This is a genomic window from Arthrobacter luteolus NBRC 107841, from assembly GCF_001552075.1.
In the GTDB taxonomy this organism is placed as follows: domain Bacteria; phylum Actinomycetota; class Actinomycetes; order Actinomycetales; family Micrococcaceae; genus Arthrobacter_B; species Arthrobacter_B luteolus.
Map to the genome: position 1 here is coordinate 19,456 of NZ_BCQM01000010.1, position 15,784 is coordinate 35,239.

Consider the following 15,784-nt stretch of genomic DNA (forward strand, 5'->3'; position numbering starts at 1 on the left):
TCGCTCCGGTGTGGGACATCGCTGCCGCCGCGGACCGGAGCGATGTCCCAAACCGGCAGCAGATTCACCGGGAGGAACGTCTACGGGGCAGGCGGGGCAATCCCGCGCTCGTCAGCCGCTGAACCAGCCCATCCGGATGCTGCGCCGGCTTCCCGACGTCGGCCCATGACCAGCGCACAAACCCGACGCCGGTGGCACGGATGGCGTCTTCCCGGCGCTTTTCCGTCACTTTTGCCGTCGATTTATGGGTAGTCCTGCCCGAGTCAGTATTTGTGCCAGGCCACCCGGGTCATGCGGTGGCCTGAGTGCGTCGGCCCATGACCAGCGCACAAATCCCACGCCGGTGGCACGGATGGCATCTTCCCGTCGCTTTTCCCGCAGCAGGGCTTGTTGGGATTGCCCGACGGTGCCGTTTAGCGAAGCCCCGTACTTCACGGCACCGTCGAACTCGCCGACCAGATTTCGCTGGGGCCAAAAGAAATCTGTCCGGCCAAGGACCCGGCCACCGGAAGAGCGGAACTCTTTCTGCAGATCCGGTGGTGGGAACCCAAGTCGGTGAATAACGGCCCGGGAAAACGACTCACCCGGTGATTCTGATCGCACGTCCGCGAAATTGATGACCCGGAGAGCGCGCGTTCGTTTGGCCTGGGTTGGCAGCGCCTGAGCCAGATTCCTCAAAACTACCTTGTCCAACGGAGCCAGTCCGCGTCCTGGATCCGGCCGCAGTACGTGGTCCATGGCCGGAACCGCGCGCTCAAAGGGCAGATAGGCGGCCATATCGAGGACGGTCTGCGCCCGCGATGTGACAGCAAAGCCTGAGGTCTCGGAGAGCGGCTCGAGCAGTTGCCGTTCGGCCCAGCGAATTCCTCCTCGGCGCCGTGCATGCGATGGGGCCGAGGCCAGCACCATGATCTCGGTGGTAGAGCCGATGGTGGGAATTCCCCATGCGAGCGCAGCTGATTCCTGGACCAGGACCCGTGGATTCCGGCCTTGTTCCGCAGCTGCCACCAGCATCGTGACTTCGCGTTCCCAGCGGGGGAGGTGCTCCCACTCGGCGCTGGAGACATAGACGCCGGGCCTCAGCCGGAGAAGCTCCCCGCTGCGACATCGGCTGGCGAGGGAGCGGCGCCCGGGACCGTCCCTGTCTGCGTCCGACGAAAAGAGAAGGGCTGGCTGCATCGTCCCATCTTGGCTCGTCACAGCCTTGCCCGGAGGGCGGGGTCCTCGTCTGTGGATAACCCTACGGTTCGGGGGAAATCGACCAGTTTGGGGTTTCCCTGCCAGAGCGCACCGGAGGGAAACCCCATAATGGCCGAACTTTCCCAAAACGGAGGGGAACTATGTCTCAAAGCGACAGGATTTTCCCAAAACGGAGGGGAATGGTGCACGGAGTGGGTGGGTTTTCCCTAACCGGAGGGAAATGGACGACGGAGTGGGTGGGTTTTCCCTAACCGGAGGGAAATGGACGACGGAGTGGGTGGGTTTTCCCTAACCGGCGGGGAATACCCGCGCGAGGAGCCACAGCCGCGAGGAGTTCCAGCGTGGCCGGTAAGCCCCAAAACACAGGGGCACGTTGCCCGCAGTTGGGTCGAGGCCTCTGACCCTGAAACCCCGCGAAGGAAATGCACCCGCGAGGACCCTGCAACCTGGGGCATTCCTCCCAGATTGAGACTCTCCTGCCGCGGCCCCGCACAGGATCGTCCCAAGGTGGCAGGCAAGCCCCGAAATAAAGCCCCGAAGTGGAGGGGAACGCCGCGCAGGATTGTCCCCAGCAGGGGAGTCCGTCGGCCGAGGGGTATCCGGGTTGAACGGTTTTAGATCTCCACAAGCCCCGAAGGCGTTCCGAAGGTCACGGACATAATGCCGGGGGTGCCCTTGGGGGAAACCCAGGTGACGTCCACGGATTCCAGCGGTTCCTCGACGGGCATGCCCAGCCACTCGGTGACCCGCGCGGCAGAACCGGCAATGGTCAGGGAGTCCAGGGACACTGTTCCGTTGAGGGCACGGGACGGGTGCAGATCTGCCTTGTCCTCGTCCCAGCGCAGCATGTAGGGGACCTGCGGATCAGCGATCAGGCCGTTGATGCCGATCTGCCGCCAGGTCAGTTCCTGGCCGTCGGGGAATTTCCGGTTTCCCGGAACCGAGGACCGGCCCAGTCGTTCCTCGAAGGGAGCCAGGTCATCAACCTCGACGCACCAGCCCATCCAGCCGCCGCCTGCCTCGGACCGGGCACGGACGGCCTGGCCGAAAGGAGCCTTGTCGGACGCGGGGTGGTTGAGGACTTCCACCACCTCGATGTACTGGTGGTTGGCCAGGGGCAGGATCATATTGCGGGTACCGAAACGGGGGTGGACGCCACCCTTGACGTACTCGGTTCCAAGGGCAGCAGCAATGCGTTCCGTGGTGGCCAGCAGGCCGTCGGATTCGCAGGCATAAGAGACGTGATCCAGGCGCATGCGAACATCTTGACACGTTGTGACCTGTGTCTCGACTAAGGCAACCCTAAGCTCACGAAAACCGTGCTGCATTACATGAAGACGCAGATTTCACGCTGCGTCATATGGGTTGCGCAACTGGGCGTCCGTTGGTTCTATGGGTACAGGTCATGAGTGCCAGCAGATAGCCCCGGCTTGCTGGCCGGCAACCCTCCAACCGCGGTGGGGTGCCCCGGGTGAAGACCTGGCCGGACACCAAAAGGGTGTCACGGCAAGCGCGGGCCACACGTCTCGTTTCCGGACTTCCTCCGGCATCGCTTCCTGTGGGGCCCCTGGTCATAAAGGGAGCAAAATGTCTGCCAATTGGTCGTTCGAAACCCGCCAGATTCACGCAGGTCAGGAGCCCGACGCCGCAACCGGCGCCCGCGCCCTGCCTATCTACCAGACCTCGTCCTTCGTGTTCCCCAGTGCGGAAGCAGCGGCCAACCGCTTCGCCCTGGCCGAGCTGGCTCCGATCTACACGCGGATCGGGAACCCGACGCAGGAGGCGGTGGAGAACCGGATCGCGTCGCTGGAAGGCGGTCTGGGCGCACTGCTGCTGGCTTCCGGCCAGGCCGCCGAAACCTACGCCATCCTGAACGTCGCCGAGGCCGGGGACCATATTGTGGCAAGCCCCAGCCTGTACGGGGGAACGTACAACCTGTTCAAGCACACCCTGAAAAAGTTCGGCATCGACGTTACCTTCGTGGCTGACCCGGACAACCTGGAGCAGTGGCGTGCCGCCGTCCAGCCGAACACCAAGGCGTTCTTCGGCGAAGTGGTCTCCAACCCGCGCCAGGATGTCCTGGATTTGGAAGGGATCTCCGCCGTCGCGCACGACGCCGGGGTGCCGCTGATCGTGGACAACACCCTCTCCACGCCGTACCTGATCCGTCCCATCGAGTGGGGCGCGGACATCGTGGTGCATTCGGCCACCAAGTACCTCGGCGGACACGGCACAGCAATCGCCGGCGTCATTGTGGACTCGGGCAACTTCGACTTCGGGGCCGACCCGGAGAAGTTCCCCGGCTTCAACACACCGGACGAGAGCTACAACGGCCTGGTGTACGCACGGGACCTCGGGGCCGACGGCGTGCTGGGCGCAAACCTGGCCTACATCCTGAAGGCGCGGGTCCAGCTGCTCCGCGACCTGGGCTCGGCCGTCTCGCCGTTCAACGCCTTCCTCATCGGGCAGGGCCTCGAGACCCTGAGCCTGCGGGTGGAACGGCACGTGAGCAACGCCGTCGCCGTCGCGCAGTGGCTTGATGGGCACGACGACGTCGTTTCGGTTGCGTACGCAGGCCTTGAGTCCAGCCCGTGGTACGAACGCGGACGCAAGTACGGACCCCGCGGCACCGGCGCCATCGTCTCCTTCGAGATCGCCGGGGGAGTGGAAGCCGGAAAGCGCTTTGTCGACGCACTGGAACTGCACTCCCATGTGGCAAACGTTGGTGACGTCCGTTCGCTGGTGATCCATCCGGCGTCGACCACCCACAGCCAGCTGGGCGCCGAAGCGCAGGCAGCGGCGGGCGTCAGCCCGGGCCTGGTCCGGCTCTCGGTCGGTCTGGAACACCTGGATGACATCATCGCGGACCTCGATGCCGGTTTCCGCGCCGCCAAGGGAGCATGAAGAACAGCGTGACAACGTATCCACCCGCACCGCAGCACCCCGTCAGCACCATCGACGGGGTGCTGCAGTACGCCTCCATCGGAACTTTGGAACTGGAGACCGGCGGCGTGCTGCCGGACGTGGTGCTGGGCTACGAAACCTGGGGGCGGCTGAACGCCGACGGCTCCAATGCCGTGCTGATTCCGCACGCCCTGACCGGCAGCACGCACGTTGCCCGGGGACAGACGGACGAACCGGGCTGGTGGGACGGTTTTGTGGGTCCGGGACGCACGGTGGACACCAACCGCTTCTTCGTGGTCTCGATAAACATGGTCGGCGGCTGCTACGGCTCCACCGGACCTGCTTCGGCCGATCCGGAGGGGCTGCCCTGGGGATCCCGCTTCCCGTTCGTCACCATCCGGGACTCGGTGCGGGCGGAAGCCCGGCTGGCCGACCAGCTGGGTATCCGCCGCTGGCACACCGTGCTGGGCGGATCGCTCGGCGGGGCGCGGGCACTGGAATGGGCGGTGACCGAACCGTCCCGGGTTGCCCGGTGCGCAGTCATCGCTGCCACGGCGGCCAGCACCGGGGAGCAGATCGCGTTTGCCCAGGCACAGGTCTCCGCGATCCGGCTGGACCCTGATTTCAACGGCGGCGACTACTACAACGGACGGGCACCGCTGGCCGGGCTGGGCCTGGCCCGCCGGATCGCCCACATCACCTACCGGTCCGAAGCTGAGCTGCAGTACCGGTTCGGCAGGACCCCGCAGCCGGGAGAGAATCCGCTGGCAGCAGCGCTCCCCGCGGAGCGCGGCCGGTACCAGGTGGAAAGCTACCTGGACCACCAGGCGCAGAAACTCGCCGGCAGGTTCGACGCCAACAGCTACGTGATCCTCACCGAAGCGCTGATGAGCCACGACGTCACCCGCGGACGCGGAAGCCTGGCCGAGGCCCTCTCTGTCACCGGTTCAGAGTTCCTGATAGCCGCCGTCGACAGTGACCGCCTGTACTTTCCGGAACAGTCCGCTGAGCTGGCCGCAGCCCTGCCGGGGGAGCACCGGGTCCACCTGATCAACGCGCCGATCGGACACGACGGATTCCTCACCGATGTCCTGCAGCTCAAGGACGTCCTGGAGCAGGGTTTCTTCGCCTAACGGCTTCTCCGCCTAGACCTGGCCGAGGGTGTCTGCTGCCTCGCCGGAACCCTGCGGCATGCCGGAACCGAAGAACGGCCCGGCGTCGGGCCGTTTCGGTGAAATGCCGTCACCGGAGGACCGCTTGCGTACGCGCCGGACAACCCACGGAACCAGGTATTCGCGGGCCCAGACCAGGTCCTCCGAGCGCGCCGTCCGCCAGTTTTTGTGCGTGGCTTCCTTGACCGCATGGGGTTCCAGCGAGTGGTCCACCCCGAGCGTGTCCAGCACCATGGCAGCGATCGTGTGGTGCCCGAGCGGAGAAAAATGCAGCCGGTCAGGGGCCCACATCTGTGGATTGCTGAGTTCCCGAAGCGCCCACATATCCGCCAGCACGGCGTCATGGCGGGCCGCCACGGTGCGCAGGTTCTCGTTGTAGATCGCGACGCGGCCGCGGACGCTGCCCAATACCGGAGTAGCGCCGATGTCCGGGCCGGTGAACAGGACCACAGTGGCACCGGTCTCACGAAGCCGGGCGATGGTGCCGTCCATCTTCTCAGCCAGCCGGTCGGGGTCCCCGCCCGGGCGGATCACGTCGTTGCCGCCGGCGCAGATGGTCACCAGATCCGGATGCAGGTCGATGGCGGGCTCGAGCTGTTCGGTGATGATCTGGTTCAGCAGGCGGCCGCGGATGGCCAGATTGGCGTATGCGAAATCCTTGTGGCCGTGGGCGAGCTCTTCCGCCACCCGGTCTGCCCAGCCGCGGTGGCCTCCGGGGCTTTCCGGGCTGGGGTCGCCGATGCCTTCGGTGAATGAATCACCGAGGGCGACGTAGCGGTTGAACGGGTGGTCGGGATGTCCCGGATGCTCCGGAGATGCTCCGGGCTCTGTCCGGGGAGCCGGATCGGTGGTGCTGGTTTCCTGGTCGGGGCGCAGCGAAGGGCGCTGAAGATTTTCGGTCACCTGTCCATGATTGCGGGCCGGGGCCTGGCTACGCGACCGTAGGTTGCGCGCAGGCGCATGCCAGAATGGAATTCATGACTGAAAACACTCCTTGGAATCCGGTTGTGCTCTACTCCAAGCCTGAGGAGGAGCGGGCAGGAACCCCGCTGCTGGTCCTCTTCCACGGATACCTGGCCAATGAAGAAGACCTGATGGGCCTGGCCGGTTACCTGCCCGGGGAGTTCACAGTGGCTTCTGTCCGCGCACCGGTGGCTCTGGGCCCCGGATACACCTGGTTCCCGCTGATGAACGAGCCGGACTATTCCGTGGACCGGGTTGTCTCAGCCGTTCAGGACGTCTCCGACTGGCTGGACGGAGTTAAGGACCAGCACAGCAGCATTACCCTGCTCGGTTTCTCGATGGGCATGGCCGTGGCCAGCACGCTGCTGCGGCACCGGCCGGAGGAGTTTGCCGCCGTCGTCGGCCTCTCAGGTTTTGTGGTCCCGGCCGAAGGGAACGCCTTCTTCCACGACGAGGAACTGGCTGAACTGAAGGTGCCGTTCTTCTGGGGCCGGGACCAGGCGGATCCCGTCATTGACGAAGCACGGGTGGAATACACCCACGGCTGGCTCAACGGGTACACCAAGCTGACAAAGGTCCTCTACGCAGGGATGGGACACAGCATCAGCATGCAGGAACTGGGGCACGTCAAGGAGTTCCTGACGCACACCGTCCTGGGACGGCGCTAGCCGCCGGAAGCGATCCGGACCTTCTGCCCGTTCACCTCGATGGTGTCACCGGTATGAAGCTGGCGGCCGCGGCGCTCTTCGATCTCGCCGTTGACCTTTACCAGCCCGTTCTCGATCAATTCTTTGGCGTCGATGCCGTCTTCGGCGAGATTCGCCAGCTTCAGCGCCTGGCCAAGGCGGATCATGTCGTCGCGGATGGGAAGGTCTTGGGGATCGGTTGAACTCATGGCTCTATTCTGCCGGAGAATCCGCGGCGCAGACTCCCTTCTGCCGCTGCGGTCCCGGCGGGGCATCCCGGACCCCAGCGCAGGCGTAGGGTTTAACGGTGCCTCAGTCCTCCCGCCTTCCCGCCGCCGTCGGCCTTCCCCTGGCCCTGCTGGCCGGGATGGCTATTCCTGCCCAGTCCAGGGTGAACGGTGCGTTAAGCACTGCATTGGATGACAGCCTGGCCGCAGCCACGGTCAACTTCGGGATGGGGCTGGCCGTGATGCTGCTGGTCAGTGCCGTCCTCCCGCGCGGCCGGGCCGGATTCACCCAGATCCTTCCGGCGCTGCGCGAGCGGCGGTTCCCCCGGATCTACATCCTCGCGGGTTTGATCGGTGCCTGGTTCGTCCTGACCCAGACGCTCACGATCGCCGTGCTCGGCGTTGCCGTCTTCACCGTTGCCACCGTTGCCGGGCAGACCCTGACGGGACTGGTCGTGGACCGGATGGGCATCGGTCCGGGCGGAAAGAAGGCGCTGACTTTGATGCGCGTGGTCGGTGCCGTGCTCACCATCGCAGCTGTGGCCTGGGCGGTCAGCCCGAAAATCACCGGCACCGCTGACACCGGACAGTGGCTGCTGGCCGTCCTGCTGCCGCTCAGCGCCGGCATGGCCATGAGCTTCCAGCAGGCCATGAACGGCACCAGCGGAATGCATTACGGAACGCCGATCACCGCCACGCTGGTGAACTTCGTCGCCGGATTCGCGGCGCTGCTGACTATCTGGCTCATCAAGGTGGCGGTGTCCGGATTCGGAAACCCGCTGCCGGATACCTGGTGGTATTACCTCGGCGGACCGCTGGGCTGCATCTTTATCGGCGTCGGAGCCATGCTGGCGCGGACGCTGGGCGTGCTGCTGACCAGCCTCGGCCTGATCGGCGGGCAGCTGACCGGCTCGCTGCTGCTGGACCTCATCTTCCCTGCCCCGGGCTCCACTGTTGTGGCGGCGACTGTGTTTGGCACCGCCCTGACACTGGCCGCGATCGTCGTCGCCACGCTGCCCTGGAATATGCCCGGTGTCCGCCCGCTGCGGCGGCGTGCGCGCCGATAGCCCCCTTTCGCTGCCTTGACCTTAAGCTGGTATCTATAGGTTTTGCCCTCCACCGCCCTCCCCGCGCACGTCCGCCGGGGTTCCAGGGACGGAAACGGGATCAGAAGCGGACCGCACCCAGCGGCCTGCGTGACACGAAAGAACGGCGGTACCATTCCATGGCTTCGACCAAATCCAAACTGGATCCGATCATCTCCCTCGCCAAGCGCAGGGGCTTCGTTTTCCAGTCGGGTGAGATCTACGGTGGTTCGCGTTCCGCCTGGGACTACGGGCCCCTCGGCGTGGAGCTCAAAGAGAACATCAAGAAGCAGTGGTGGCAGTCCATGGTCCGCGGGCGCGACGACGTCGTCGGCCTGGACTCGGCCGTCATCCTCCCGCGCGCTGTGTGGGAAGCCTCCGGCCACGTTGAGGTCTTCTCCGATCCGCTGGTGGAATGCCTGAGCTGCCACAAGCGCTACCGCGCAGACCACCTCGAAGAGGAATACGAAGAGAAGAAGGGCCGCCCGCCGGAGAACGGACTGGCGGACATCGCCTGCGCCAACTGCGGCACCAAGGGCCAGTGGACCGAGCCGCAGGAATTTTCCGGCCTGCTCAAGACCTTTCTGGGTCCGGTCGCCAATGAAGAGGGCATGCACTACCTGCGTCCGGAAACCGCGCAGGGCATCTTCGTGAACTTCAACAACGTGCTCACCACCTCCCGCAAGAAGCCGCCGTTCGGCATCGGCCAGATCGGCAAGAGCTTCCGCAACGAGATCACACCGGGCAACTTCATCTTCCGCACCCGCGAGTTCGAGCAGATGGAGATGGAATTCTTCGTCGAGCCCGGCACGGATGAAGAGTGGCACAAGTACTGGATTGAAACCCGCCTGAACTGGTACACGGAACTGGGAATCAAGCCGGAAAACCTGCGCCTGTTCGAGCACCCGCTGGAAAAGCTCAGCCATTACTCCAAGGGCACCACCGACGTCGAATACCGCTTCGGCTTCCAGGGTTCCGAGTGGGGCGAGCTGGAAGGCATTGCCAACCGCACCGACTTTGACCTGGGTACGCACTCCAAGCACTCCGGCACCGAGCTGAGCTACTTCAACCAGGCCACCAACGAGCGGTTCACCCCGTACGTGATCGAACCCGCCGCCGGCCTGACCCGTTCCTTCATGGCGTTCCTGGTCGATTCCTACACCGAGGACGAGGCCCCCAATGCCAAGGGCGGCGTGGACAAGCGCACCGTCCTGCGGCTGGATCCGCGCCTGGCGCCGGTCAAGGCCGCGGTGCTGCCGCTGAGCCGCAATGAGGATCTGTCCCCGAAGGCCAAGGACCTCGCCGCGCAGCTGCGCCGGAACTGGAACATCGACTTCGACGACGCCGGCGCCATTGGCCGCCGTTACCGCCGCCAGGATGAGATCGGTACTCCGTTCTGCATCACCGTGGACTTTGACACGCTTGAGGACCAGGCTGTGACCGTGCGCGAGCGCGACTCCATGGCCCAGGAACGTGTCAGCCTCGACAAGGTTGAGGGTTACCTCGCCGAACGGCTGATCGGAGCGTAATGGCACTGACTTTCCGGGAATGGCGCGAGGACGATGACCTGGCGCTGGTCCAGCTCTGGGGCGATCCGGAGACCGGCGAAGCCGGGCACTTCCGGGCCGTGCTGCGGCCGTCCTCCAACGAACCGTGGAGCCGCTGCATTGTGGCGGAGGACGACGGCGTGCCGGTGGCGGCGGGTGTGGTCTATGAGACCAGCCTGCATCCGGACCGGCTCTGGGTGTACATCGAGGTGGCGCGCGAAAACCGGCGCGCCGGCCTGGGATCCACCCTGCTGGGCATGCTCCGCAAGGAAGCCGAAAGCGCCCCGTCCGGCGTCACGAAGCTGCGTGTCAAGGTTGAGCCCGGTACCCCGGGTGCTGCCTTTGCCGCAGCTGCGGGCCTGGAACCAATCCAGCGTTCCCGCGTGGTGATTGTGGAACCCGGCAAGCTGAAACTGCCGGTGTTCGAAGACCACGGGCCCCAGCTGGAGGAAGCCGCCACCGGGTCGGTGGAACTGACCCGCGCCGTGGCGGACTTCTACAACACCGTCCATGACTGGGACCGCGCGGACATGAGCCTGGGCCGGGCGCAGCAGATGCTGCTCAACGACGCGGCCGGTGCCGCGGGGGCCGTGGTGCTGCGGGATAAGCCGAAGGCGGAGGGCGGCAAAATCGCCGCGTTCGCCGTCAGCTACACCTCCGAACGGACGGACGCTCCGGCGGACGTGCTGCTGGGCTATGACACCACCTTGGAGGAATCCGAGGCGGAAGCCGCCGTGGCCTCCCTGCTGGCCATGGTCGCCTACCAGTACCCGGTGCAGCTGGAAGTCGACGAATCGATGACCGCGCTGGTCCGGGTCCTGGAACCGCTCCTTGCCTCGGGTGCTGCCCGGCAGGACGGCCGGGACACGCTGATTCTCAGCAGCTAGCACCGCCTTCAGCCACAACTGCAGATAACGACGGCGCCGGCCCCCTTTTCAGGGGACCGGCGCCGTCGTTATGTGCGGGCCTTTCGTGGTTTCGCGGCTAGCCGACCAAATGGCCGGAGAGCATGAACATCACCGAATCCGAGACCTCCTGAAGCGTGCGGTCCGGGCTGAAGACCAGCCATTCGATGCCGCCCACCAGGACTGCTCCGAACACGGTGCCGGCCATCAGCTCGGCGTCGGGGCGGTCAGGATGGGCGTGCCGGATGACCGCCACGAACTCCGCCAGCGCTTCGCGGCGCACCAGCTGCAGCGGCGACTGCCAGGACCTGTCGGTCCGGAAAATCTCCGCCGCGATCAGCTTGGCCATCGGCTGGTTGCGGGAGACGAGTTCCAGGATGGCATCCACCATGGACCGCAGCGCGGGGGCGCCGGTTTTCGTGCCTCTGGCCTCCCGCAGGGTTTCCGCCAGGGTTCCCACACCGTCCAGCAGCAGCTGCTCAAACAGCTTGTCCTTGGAGGAGAAGTTGTAATAAACGCTGCCCTTGGCGACGCCGGCACGCACGGCCACGTCCTCCATGGTGGTGCCGGTGATCCCGTGCAGGGAGGCCAGCTCTACCGCGGCATCGAGGATTGACCGCTTGGTGGCTGAAACGCGTGGCATGCAAAGTGTCCTTTATACGAGGCGTGTGTGCGTTGGTTCTCTCAGTCGATCTTAGATGTGCAGCTCCGGATGCAGCCGCTTGATCGTCCACATGCGCTGCCGGCCGGCGCTCAGCGAGCTGATCACGACGCAGACGATGGTCAGGATTGCCAGGAAGGCGAACGCGATCCACATCCGGGCATCCACTCCGCCGGTGATCAGTGCCCGGAGGCCGTTCACCACATAGGTGGCCGGCATGTACGGGTGCAGGGCCTGGAAGAATCCGGGCGTTGTCTCCACCGGGTAGGTACCGCCGGAGGAACTCAGCTGCAGCATCAGCAGCACCAGGGAGGCGACCCGTCCTGCTGCCGTGCCCAGCACAATGATCAGCATCTGCTGCAGGGCCAGGAACGCCACAGTGGTCAGGTACAGGAACGCGCCGGTGCCGAGCAGGTACGCCGGGTGGATGTCCAGGCCCCAGACCAGCACGGCCATCATGATGATGACCTGGCCCAGGCCGATCGCCAGTGCCGGGATCAGCCCGGTGGCGGCGGCCCGGAAGCCGGACACGCCGGCGGCCAGGGCCCTGGTGGGCAGTGCCCGCAGCAGCAGCCAGGTGATGAGCGCACCCACGAAGGTGGCCAGGGCCAGGAAGAAGGGAGCAAACCCTTCGCCGAAGCTGGCTGCCTCGCTGGTGTACTCGGTATCCATCTCCACCGGGTTGGCGGCGACGGAGGCCTTGGCATCGATCAGGTCGCTGGAGTCTTCCGGCAGCGCCTGGCCGCCGGCTGTCAGGGCATCGGCCAGGGTATGGCTGCCGTCGGAGAGCTGCTCGGCGCCTTCGGAGAGTGCCGTGCCGCCGTCGAGCAGTTCGCCGGCACCGGAGGCAAGGTCAGTCGTGCCGCCGCTCAGGGTGCTGGCACCTGCGGCGAGTTCGTTGGCACCGCTTTCGGCGCTGCGTGCTCCTGCATCAACCTGCGCGGCGCCGGAGGCAAGAGTTGCTGCGCCGCCGGAAAGCTCTGACGCGCCGCCTGCGGCGGACTGCGCTCCGGCGGCCACCTGGGCCGCACCGTCGGAGAGTGTGGAGCTGCCGGCCGAGAGCTGCCCGGCGCCTGCGGCTGCTTCAGCGATACCCGACTGGAGGGAGGAGGTGCCGCCCGCCACCTGCTGCGCGCCTGCGGCCAGCGGTTCAAGCTGGGCGAGGAGCGGGCTGTTGGGGTCCGAGGCCTTGACCGCGGCGACAACCTGGTTCAGCCCCGAAGAGACCTGGGACGCGCCGGTGTCCAGGGATTTTGCCTGGGGCACAGCTGCGCCGAGTTTGTCCGAGAGGGTTCCGAGGTTTGCATCCAGTGCCGCGGCACCGTTGGCGACATCGGAGGCGCCGGCGGAAAGTGTTGCGGTTCCGCCGGCCAGCGAATCGGCGCCGGCTGAAAGGGTGCTGCTGCCCGAGGAGAGGGCCGAGGTGCCCGCGGTCAGGTCGGACAGGCCGGCAGCCAGCTGGCCCGCGCCGGAGGAGAGCCGGAAAGCGCCGTCCTGCAGGGTCAGTGTGCCGTCGGCCAGGCTGTCCAGCCCGGCCACGAGCTGACCGGCGCCGTCGACTGCTGAGTCGATGCCTGTGCTGAGTTCGCCCGCGCCGTCCGCGGCGTCACGCAGGCCGGAACCGGCGTCGTTCAGGCCAACCAGCAGCGTCGAGGACACCTGGTCGCCCAGTTCCGAGGAAACGGCAGCCTGCACCTGGGCCATGGCCTGCTTGCCGAGCACACCGGCCAGGAAGTTGTTGGAGTCGTTGTACGCGACCTTCAGCCGTGCGGGGACGGGATTGTCAGTGCCGACGGAAACCGCGTTGGCGGAGAAGTCTTCGGGGATGGTGAGGGAGAGGTAGTAGGTGCCGTCCTCCACACCGTCCGCGGCGTCGGCCGCGTCCGTGGCGTGCCAGTCCAGATCCGCGCCGTCCAGGAGCTTCTGTTCCAGCTCCTTGCCAGCGTTGAGCTGTTCGCCGTCGCGGTCTGCGCCGGTGTCTTCGTTGACCAGGGCTACCGAGAGGCCGTCCAGGTGCTTGTCCGGGGAGTCAAAGGCCCACAGGTACAGCGCGCCGTAGATGAGGGGAATGAAGAGCATAACGACGACGGCGATCTTCGGCAGCGTGCCGCGGCGGAACCGGCTCAGCTCGGTGCCGGGGGAAAACAGGGCAAACATCAGTTGACCTCCTGGGTGAGGAGCAGAGCGGAGGGCTGGGGATCAAGGTTTTCCCACAGGCCGGAATCCTGGGATGCGGCACCGACGACGACGGCGGTTCCGTCGGCCGCGATGGCGGCGAGGCGTTCCCAGACCAGGCGGCGGGCGCCGGCGCTGTGGACCTGCTCGATGTCATCGACGAAAAGGATGCGCGGCCCGCTGAGCAGCGCCAGGGAGATTCGCAGCAGGAACTGGTCCGCCTCATCGAGGTTCCAGATCACGGCAGACGCCGGGGGGATGTGACGCCCGCCGAAGACCGGGCCGCAGACCCGGGAGACTTGACGGTCAGTGGTTTTCGGCACGAACGTCCACCACGGAGCGAGCCAGGCCATCCGTTCGCGCACGGCCTGGCCGACGGTAACGCCCGGCTCCAGTTCGTCAATGCCGGCGAATCCGGCAATGGCCGTTTCCTTCTGCACGGCACGGGCCTCCCGGGGGAGTGCATGGCCGAGCACATTCAGGGTTCCGCTCCCGGCCTTCATCCGGCCTGCGAGGGTGAGCAGCAGGCTGGTGCGGCCGCTGCCGGCCGGGCCGCAGAAGACGCTGAGGGGATCGGGCACATCGAAGCTGAGCGGGCCGTAAACACGGCCCCGGGCGGCGGAGAGGCTGAGGCCCTCCGCGGTGATTACCGGTTGCACATGGTGCCTTTCTGGGATTCGGGGAAACCCCGGCCGGGACTGGATCATTCAATTTGTACTGACCAGTCAGTTTGATCTGACCAGTCAGTCTAACGCAAGTCCGGACCAAGTCCTGCATCGGATTCGGCATCCGTTCTCCGGCTTGGGAGAATGGGGACGCTTATCCCGCCGGGCACCTGGTCCGCCGAGGAACCAGTGAGGAAACAGCATGGGACACAGTCATCTCCCCGCCACCGGCGAACCGACCCGGGCCGCGCTCGCCGCCCGGCGCCGGGCCAACCGGCTGCTGGCCTGGATCCTGGTTCCCCTGGGACTGCTGGCCGCCGTCGGGATGCTGCTGCTCTGGCCGGGCGGGCAGGCCCAGGAAATCAACGTCGCCGATCCGTATGCCACGGCCGACGGCGTCAGCATCGACACCGGGTCCGTCCAGCGGGTCTCGGTGGAGGACTGCCCCTCCTCCGCCACCCTGACCCAGGCCGGCGTCCAGGCCCCCCAGTGCCAGGTCGCCTATACGCTTCCGTCCGGAGGCGGGGCTGCTGTACCGGTCGAGGTGCCGCCGGAGGTTGCGAAAACCAACGCCGTGGAGGCCGGCGACACTGTCCGTTACCTCAACCTGGAAAACGTCATGGTTGACAGCGGGGCGCCGCCCTACATCTTTATGGACTTCGTCCGAAGCGTGCCCATCGCTCTCCTGGCCGTCCTGTACGCGGCTGTGGTGATCGCCGTCGCGCGCTGGCGCGGACTGCGGGCCCTGATCGGGCTGGGCGGCGCATACGCCGTGCTCGCCGGCTTTATCCTGCCCGGGCTGGTGGAGGGCAAACCGCCGCTGCTGCTGGGGCTGGTGGGCTCAAGCGTGATCATGATCGGCGTCCTCTACTTCGCGCACGGGTTCTCCGCACGTACCTCCACCGCACTGCTGGGAACACTGTTCGGCCTGGCCATCACGGCCGGACTGGCGGCCTGGGCCACCGACGCCGCCCATCTGATCGGCGTCGACAATGAGAACGCCTATACCCTCATCAATGCCTCGGATCAGCTCTCCATCTCCGGCATCATCCTGTGCGGGCTCATCATTTCCGGCCTCGGGGTGCTGAACGACGTGACGATCACGCAGTCCTCCGCAGTGTGGGAGATGTACGAACTGGCCCCGGGAGCCTCAGCGAAACGCCTCTTCAGCGGTGCCATGCGGGTGGGCCGGGACCACATTGCCTCCACCGTCTACACCATTGCGTTCGCCTACGCCGGTGCCGCTCTGCCGGTGCTGATCCTGGTCTCGCTCTATGACCGCACCGTGCTGGAGTCCCTGACCGGCGGAGAACTGGCGGAGGAGGTCATCCGCACCCTGGTGGGCTCGATCGGCCTGGTTCTGGCCATCCCGGTAACCACCGCCGTCGCCGTCCTGGTGGTCAAGGCCGTGGGCAGCCCGCGTGCCGGGGAAGATGAAAAGGCAGGCGGTGCTTCGAGCAGGGAAGCGGGCACCGACGCCGGCGCCCCGCCCAGTCCCCGGCGACTGGCCCAGGCACGCCGCGCCGCCGGCGCCGACTCCGCTGATTCCCCTAACTCCGCCGGGGTGCTGCCGGCCAGGGACTAGCCGGCGATC

14 protein-coding genes and 1 riboswitch are annotated in these 15,784 nt (G+C 66.2%); of the genes, 7 read left to right on the forward strand and 7 right to left on the reverse strand.

The window, feature by feature from the left end; all coding sequences use genetic code 11:
• Nucleotides 1-225 precede the first annotated feature (225 nt).
• Nucleotides 226-1,014 (reverse strand): hypothetical protein, encoded by a 789-nt coding sequence (locus AL3_RS18520; RefSeq protein ID WP_157075270.1) that lies wholly within the window; start codon nt 1,012-1,014, stop codon nt 226-228.
• An 800-nt stretch (nt 1,015-1,814) separates the two neighbouring features.
• The gene (locus AL3_RS14980) at nt 1,815-2,456 is read right to left on the reverse strand and encodes a VOC family protein (RefSeq protein ID WP_066302542.1); all 642 of its coding nucleotides are present in this window, start codon (nt 2,454-2,456) and stop codon (nt 1,815-1,817) included.
• Nucleotides 2,457-2,601: 145 nt separating this feature from the next.
• Nucleotides 2,602-2,719, forward strand: a riboswitch (SAM riboswitch).
• A gap of 68 nt (nt 2,720-2,787) precedes the next feature.
• On the opposite strand from AL3_RS14980, the gene AL3_RS14985 reads away from it, so the two are divergent.
• Nucleotides 2,788-4,104 (forward strand): bifunctional o-acetylhomoserine/o-acetylserine sulfhydrylase, encoded by a 1,317-nt coding sequence (locus AL3_RS14985; RefSeq protein ID WP_066302544.1) that lies wholly within the window; start codon nt 2,788-2,790, stop codon nt 4,102-4,104.
• Nucleotides 4,101-5,237 (forward strand): homoserine O-acetyltransferase MetX, encoded by a 1,137-nt coding sequence (gene metX, locus AL3_RS14990; RefSeq protein WP_066302545.1) that lies wholly within the window; start codon nt 4,101-4,103, stop codon nt 5,235-5,237. The genes AL3_RS14985 and metX overlap by 4 nt, the downstream gene beginning before the upstream one ends.
• 12 nt (nt 5,238-5,249) lie before the next feature.
• Here metX and AL3_RS14995 read toward each other — a convergent pair whose 3' ends face one another.
• Complete coding sequence (locus AL3_RS14995; protein ID WP_083521807.1) at nt 5,250-6,152, reverse strand: SGNH/GDSL hydrolase family protein; 903 nt, start codon at nt 6,150-6,152, stop codon at nt 5,250-5,252.
• A gap of 101 nt (nt 6,153-6,253) precedes the next feature.
• On the opposite strand from AL3_RS14995, the gene AL3_RS15000 reads away from it, so the two are divergent.
• Nucleotides 6,254-6,907, forward strand: a complete 654-nt coding sequence (locus AL3_RS15000) for an alpha/beta hydrolase (protein ID WP_066302654.1) — start codon at nt 6,254-6,256, stop codon at nt 6,905-6,907.
• On the opposite strand, the gene AL3_RS15005 is transcribed toward AL3_RS15000, so the two are convergent.
• Complete coding sequence (locus AL3_RS15005; RefSeq protein WP_066302547.1) at nt 6,904-7,134, reverse strand: RNA-binding S4 domain-containing protein; 231 nt, start codon at nt 7,132-7,134, stop codon at nt 6,904-6,906. The two genes, AL3_RS15000 and AL3_RS15005, sit on opposite strands and share 4 nt — an antisense overlap.
• A 98-nt stretch (nt 7,135-7,232) precedes the next feature.
• Here AL3_RS15005 and AL3_RS15010 point away from each other — a divergent pair, with 98 nt between their 5' ends.
• The 3 genes from AL3_RS15010 to AL3_RS15020 all read left to right on the forward strand — a co-directional run bounded on the left by AL3_RS15010 (nt 7,233) and on the right by AL3_RS15020 (nt 10,671).
• Entirely contained in the window at nt 7,233-8,219 is a 987-nt protein-coding gene (locus AL3_RS15010) for a DMT family transporter (RefSeq protein WP_066302549.1), read from the forward strand.
• Between the two features lie 158 nt (nt 8,220-8,377).
• Nucleotides 8,378-9,766 carry a glycine--tRNA ligase gene (locus AL3_RS15015; RefSeq protein ID WP_066302551.1) on the forward strand — a complete coding sequence of 463 codons (1,389 nt, stop codon included), beginning with the start codon at nt 8,378-8,380 and terminating at the stop codon, nt 9,764-9,766.
• Nucleotides 9,766-10,671 carry a GNAT family N-acetyltransferase gene (locus AL3_RS15020; RefSeq protein ID WP_066302553.1) on the forward strand — a complete coding sequence of 302 codons (906 nt, stop codon included), beginning with the start codon at nt 9,766-9,768 and terminating at the stop codon, nt 10,669-10,671. The genes AL3_RS15015 and AL3_RS15020 overlap by 1 nt, the downstream gene beginning before the upstream one ends.
• Before the next feature lie 97 nt (nt 10,672-10,768).
• Here AL3_RS15020 and AL3_RS15025 read toward each other — a convergent pair whose 3' ends face one another.
• Genes AL3_RS15025 through AL3_RS15035 form a run of 3 tightly spaced genes read right to left on the reverse strand, consistent with a single transcriptional unit; the run spans nt 10,769 to nt 14,184 of the window.
• Nucleotides 10,769-11,332, reverse strand: coding sequence for a TetR/AcrR family transcriptional regulator (locus AL3_RS15025; RefSeq protein WP_066302554.1), 564 nt, complete (start codon nt 11,330-11,332; stop codon nt 10,769-10,771).
• Nucleotides 11,333-11,383: 51 nt separating this feature from the next.
• Nucleotides 11,384-13,507, reverse strand: a complete 2,124-nt coding sequence (locus AL3_RS15030; protein ID WP_066302555.1) for a YhgE/Pip family protein — start codon at nt 13,505-13,507, stop codon at nt 11,384-11,386.
• Nucleotides 13,507-14,184 (reverse strand): ATP-binding cassette domain-containing protein, encoded by a 678-nt coding sequence (locus tag AL3_RS15035; RefSeq protein ID WP_066302556.1) that lies wholly within the window; start codon nt 14,182-14,184, stop codon nt 13,507-13,509. The genes AL3_RS15030 and AL3_RS15035 overlap by 1 nt, the downstream gene beginning before the upstream one ends.
• A 208-nt stretch (nt 14,185-14,392) precedes the next feature.
• On the opposite strand from AL3_RS15035, the gene AL3_RS15040 reads away from it, so the two are divergent.
• Nucleotides 14,393-15,775: a YibE/F family protein gene (locus tag AL3_RS15040; RefSeq protein WP_083521798.1), complete on the forward strand. Its 1,383-nt coding sequence runs from the start codon at nt 14,393-14,395 to the stop codon at nt 15,773-15,775.
• The last annotated feature ends 9 nt before the right edge of the window (nt 15,776-15,784 follow it).

Excerpts from the sequence above, each read along its gene's own strand:
- AL3_RS18520 (WP_157075270.1), bottom strand. The coding sequence starts at position 1,014 with ATGCTGGTGGCAGCTGCGGAACAAGGCCGGAATCCACGGGTCCTGGTC.
- AL3_RS14980 (WP_066302542.1), bottom strand. The coding sequence starts at position 2,456 with ATGCGCCTGGATCACGTCTCTTATGCCTGCGAATCCGACGGCCTGCTG.
- AL3_RS14985 (WP_066302544.1), top strand. The coding sequence starts at position 2,788 with ATGTCTGCCAATTGGTCGTTCGAAACCCGCCAGATTCACGCAGGTCAG.
- metX (WP_066302545.1), top strand. The coding sequence starts at position 4,101 with ATGAAGAACAGCGTGACAACGTATCCACCCGCACCGCAGCACCCCGTC.
- AL3_RS15000 (WP_066302654.1), top strand. The coding sequence starts at position 6,254 with ATGACTGAAAACACTCCTTGGAATCCGGTTGTGCTCTACTCCAAGCCT.
- AL3_RS15005 (WP_066302547.1), bottom strand. The coding sequence starts at position 7,134 with ATGAGTTCAACCGATCCCCAAGACCTTCCCATCCGCGACGACATGATC.
- AL3_RS15015 (WP_066302551.1), top strand. The coding sequence starts at position 8,378 with ATGGCTTCGACCAAATCCAAACTGGATCCGATCATCTCCCTCGCCAAG.
- AL3_RS15020 (WP_066302553.1), top strand. The coding sequence starts at position 9,766 with ATGGCACTGACTTTCCGGGAATGGCGCGAGGACGATGACCTGGCGCTG.
- AL3_RS15025 (WP_066302554.1), bottom strand. The coding sequence starts at position 11,332 with ATGCCACGCGTTTCAGCCACCAAGCGGTCAATCCTCGATGCCGCGGTA.
- AL3_RS15030 (WP_066302555.1), bottom strand. The coding sequence starts at position 13,507 with ATGTTTGCCCTGTTTTCCCCCGGCACCGAGCTGAGCCGGTTCCGCCGC.
- AL3_RS15040 (WP_083521798.1), top strand. The coding sequence starts at position 14,393 with ATGGGACACAGTCATCTCCCCGCCACCGGCGAACCGACCCGGGCCGCG.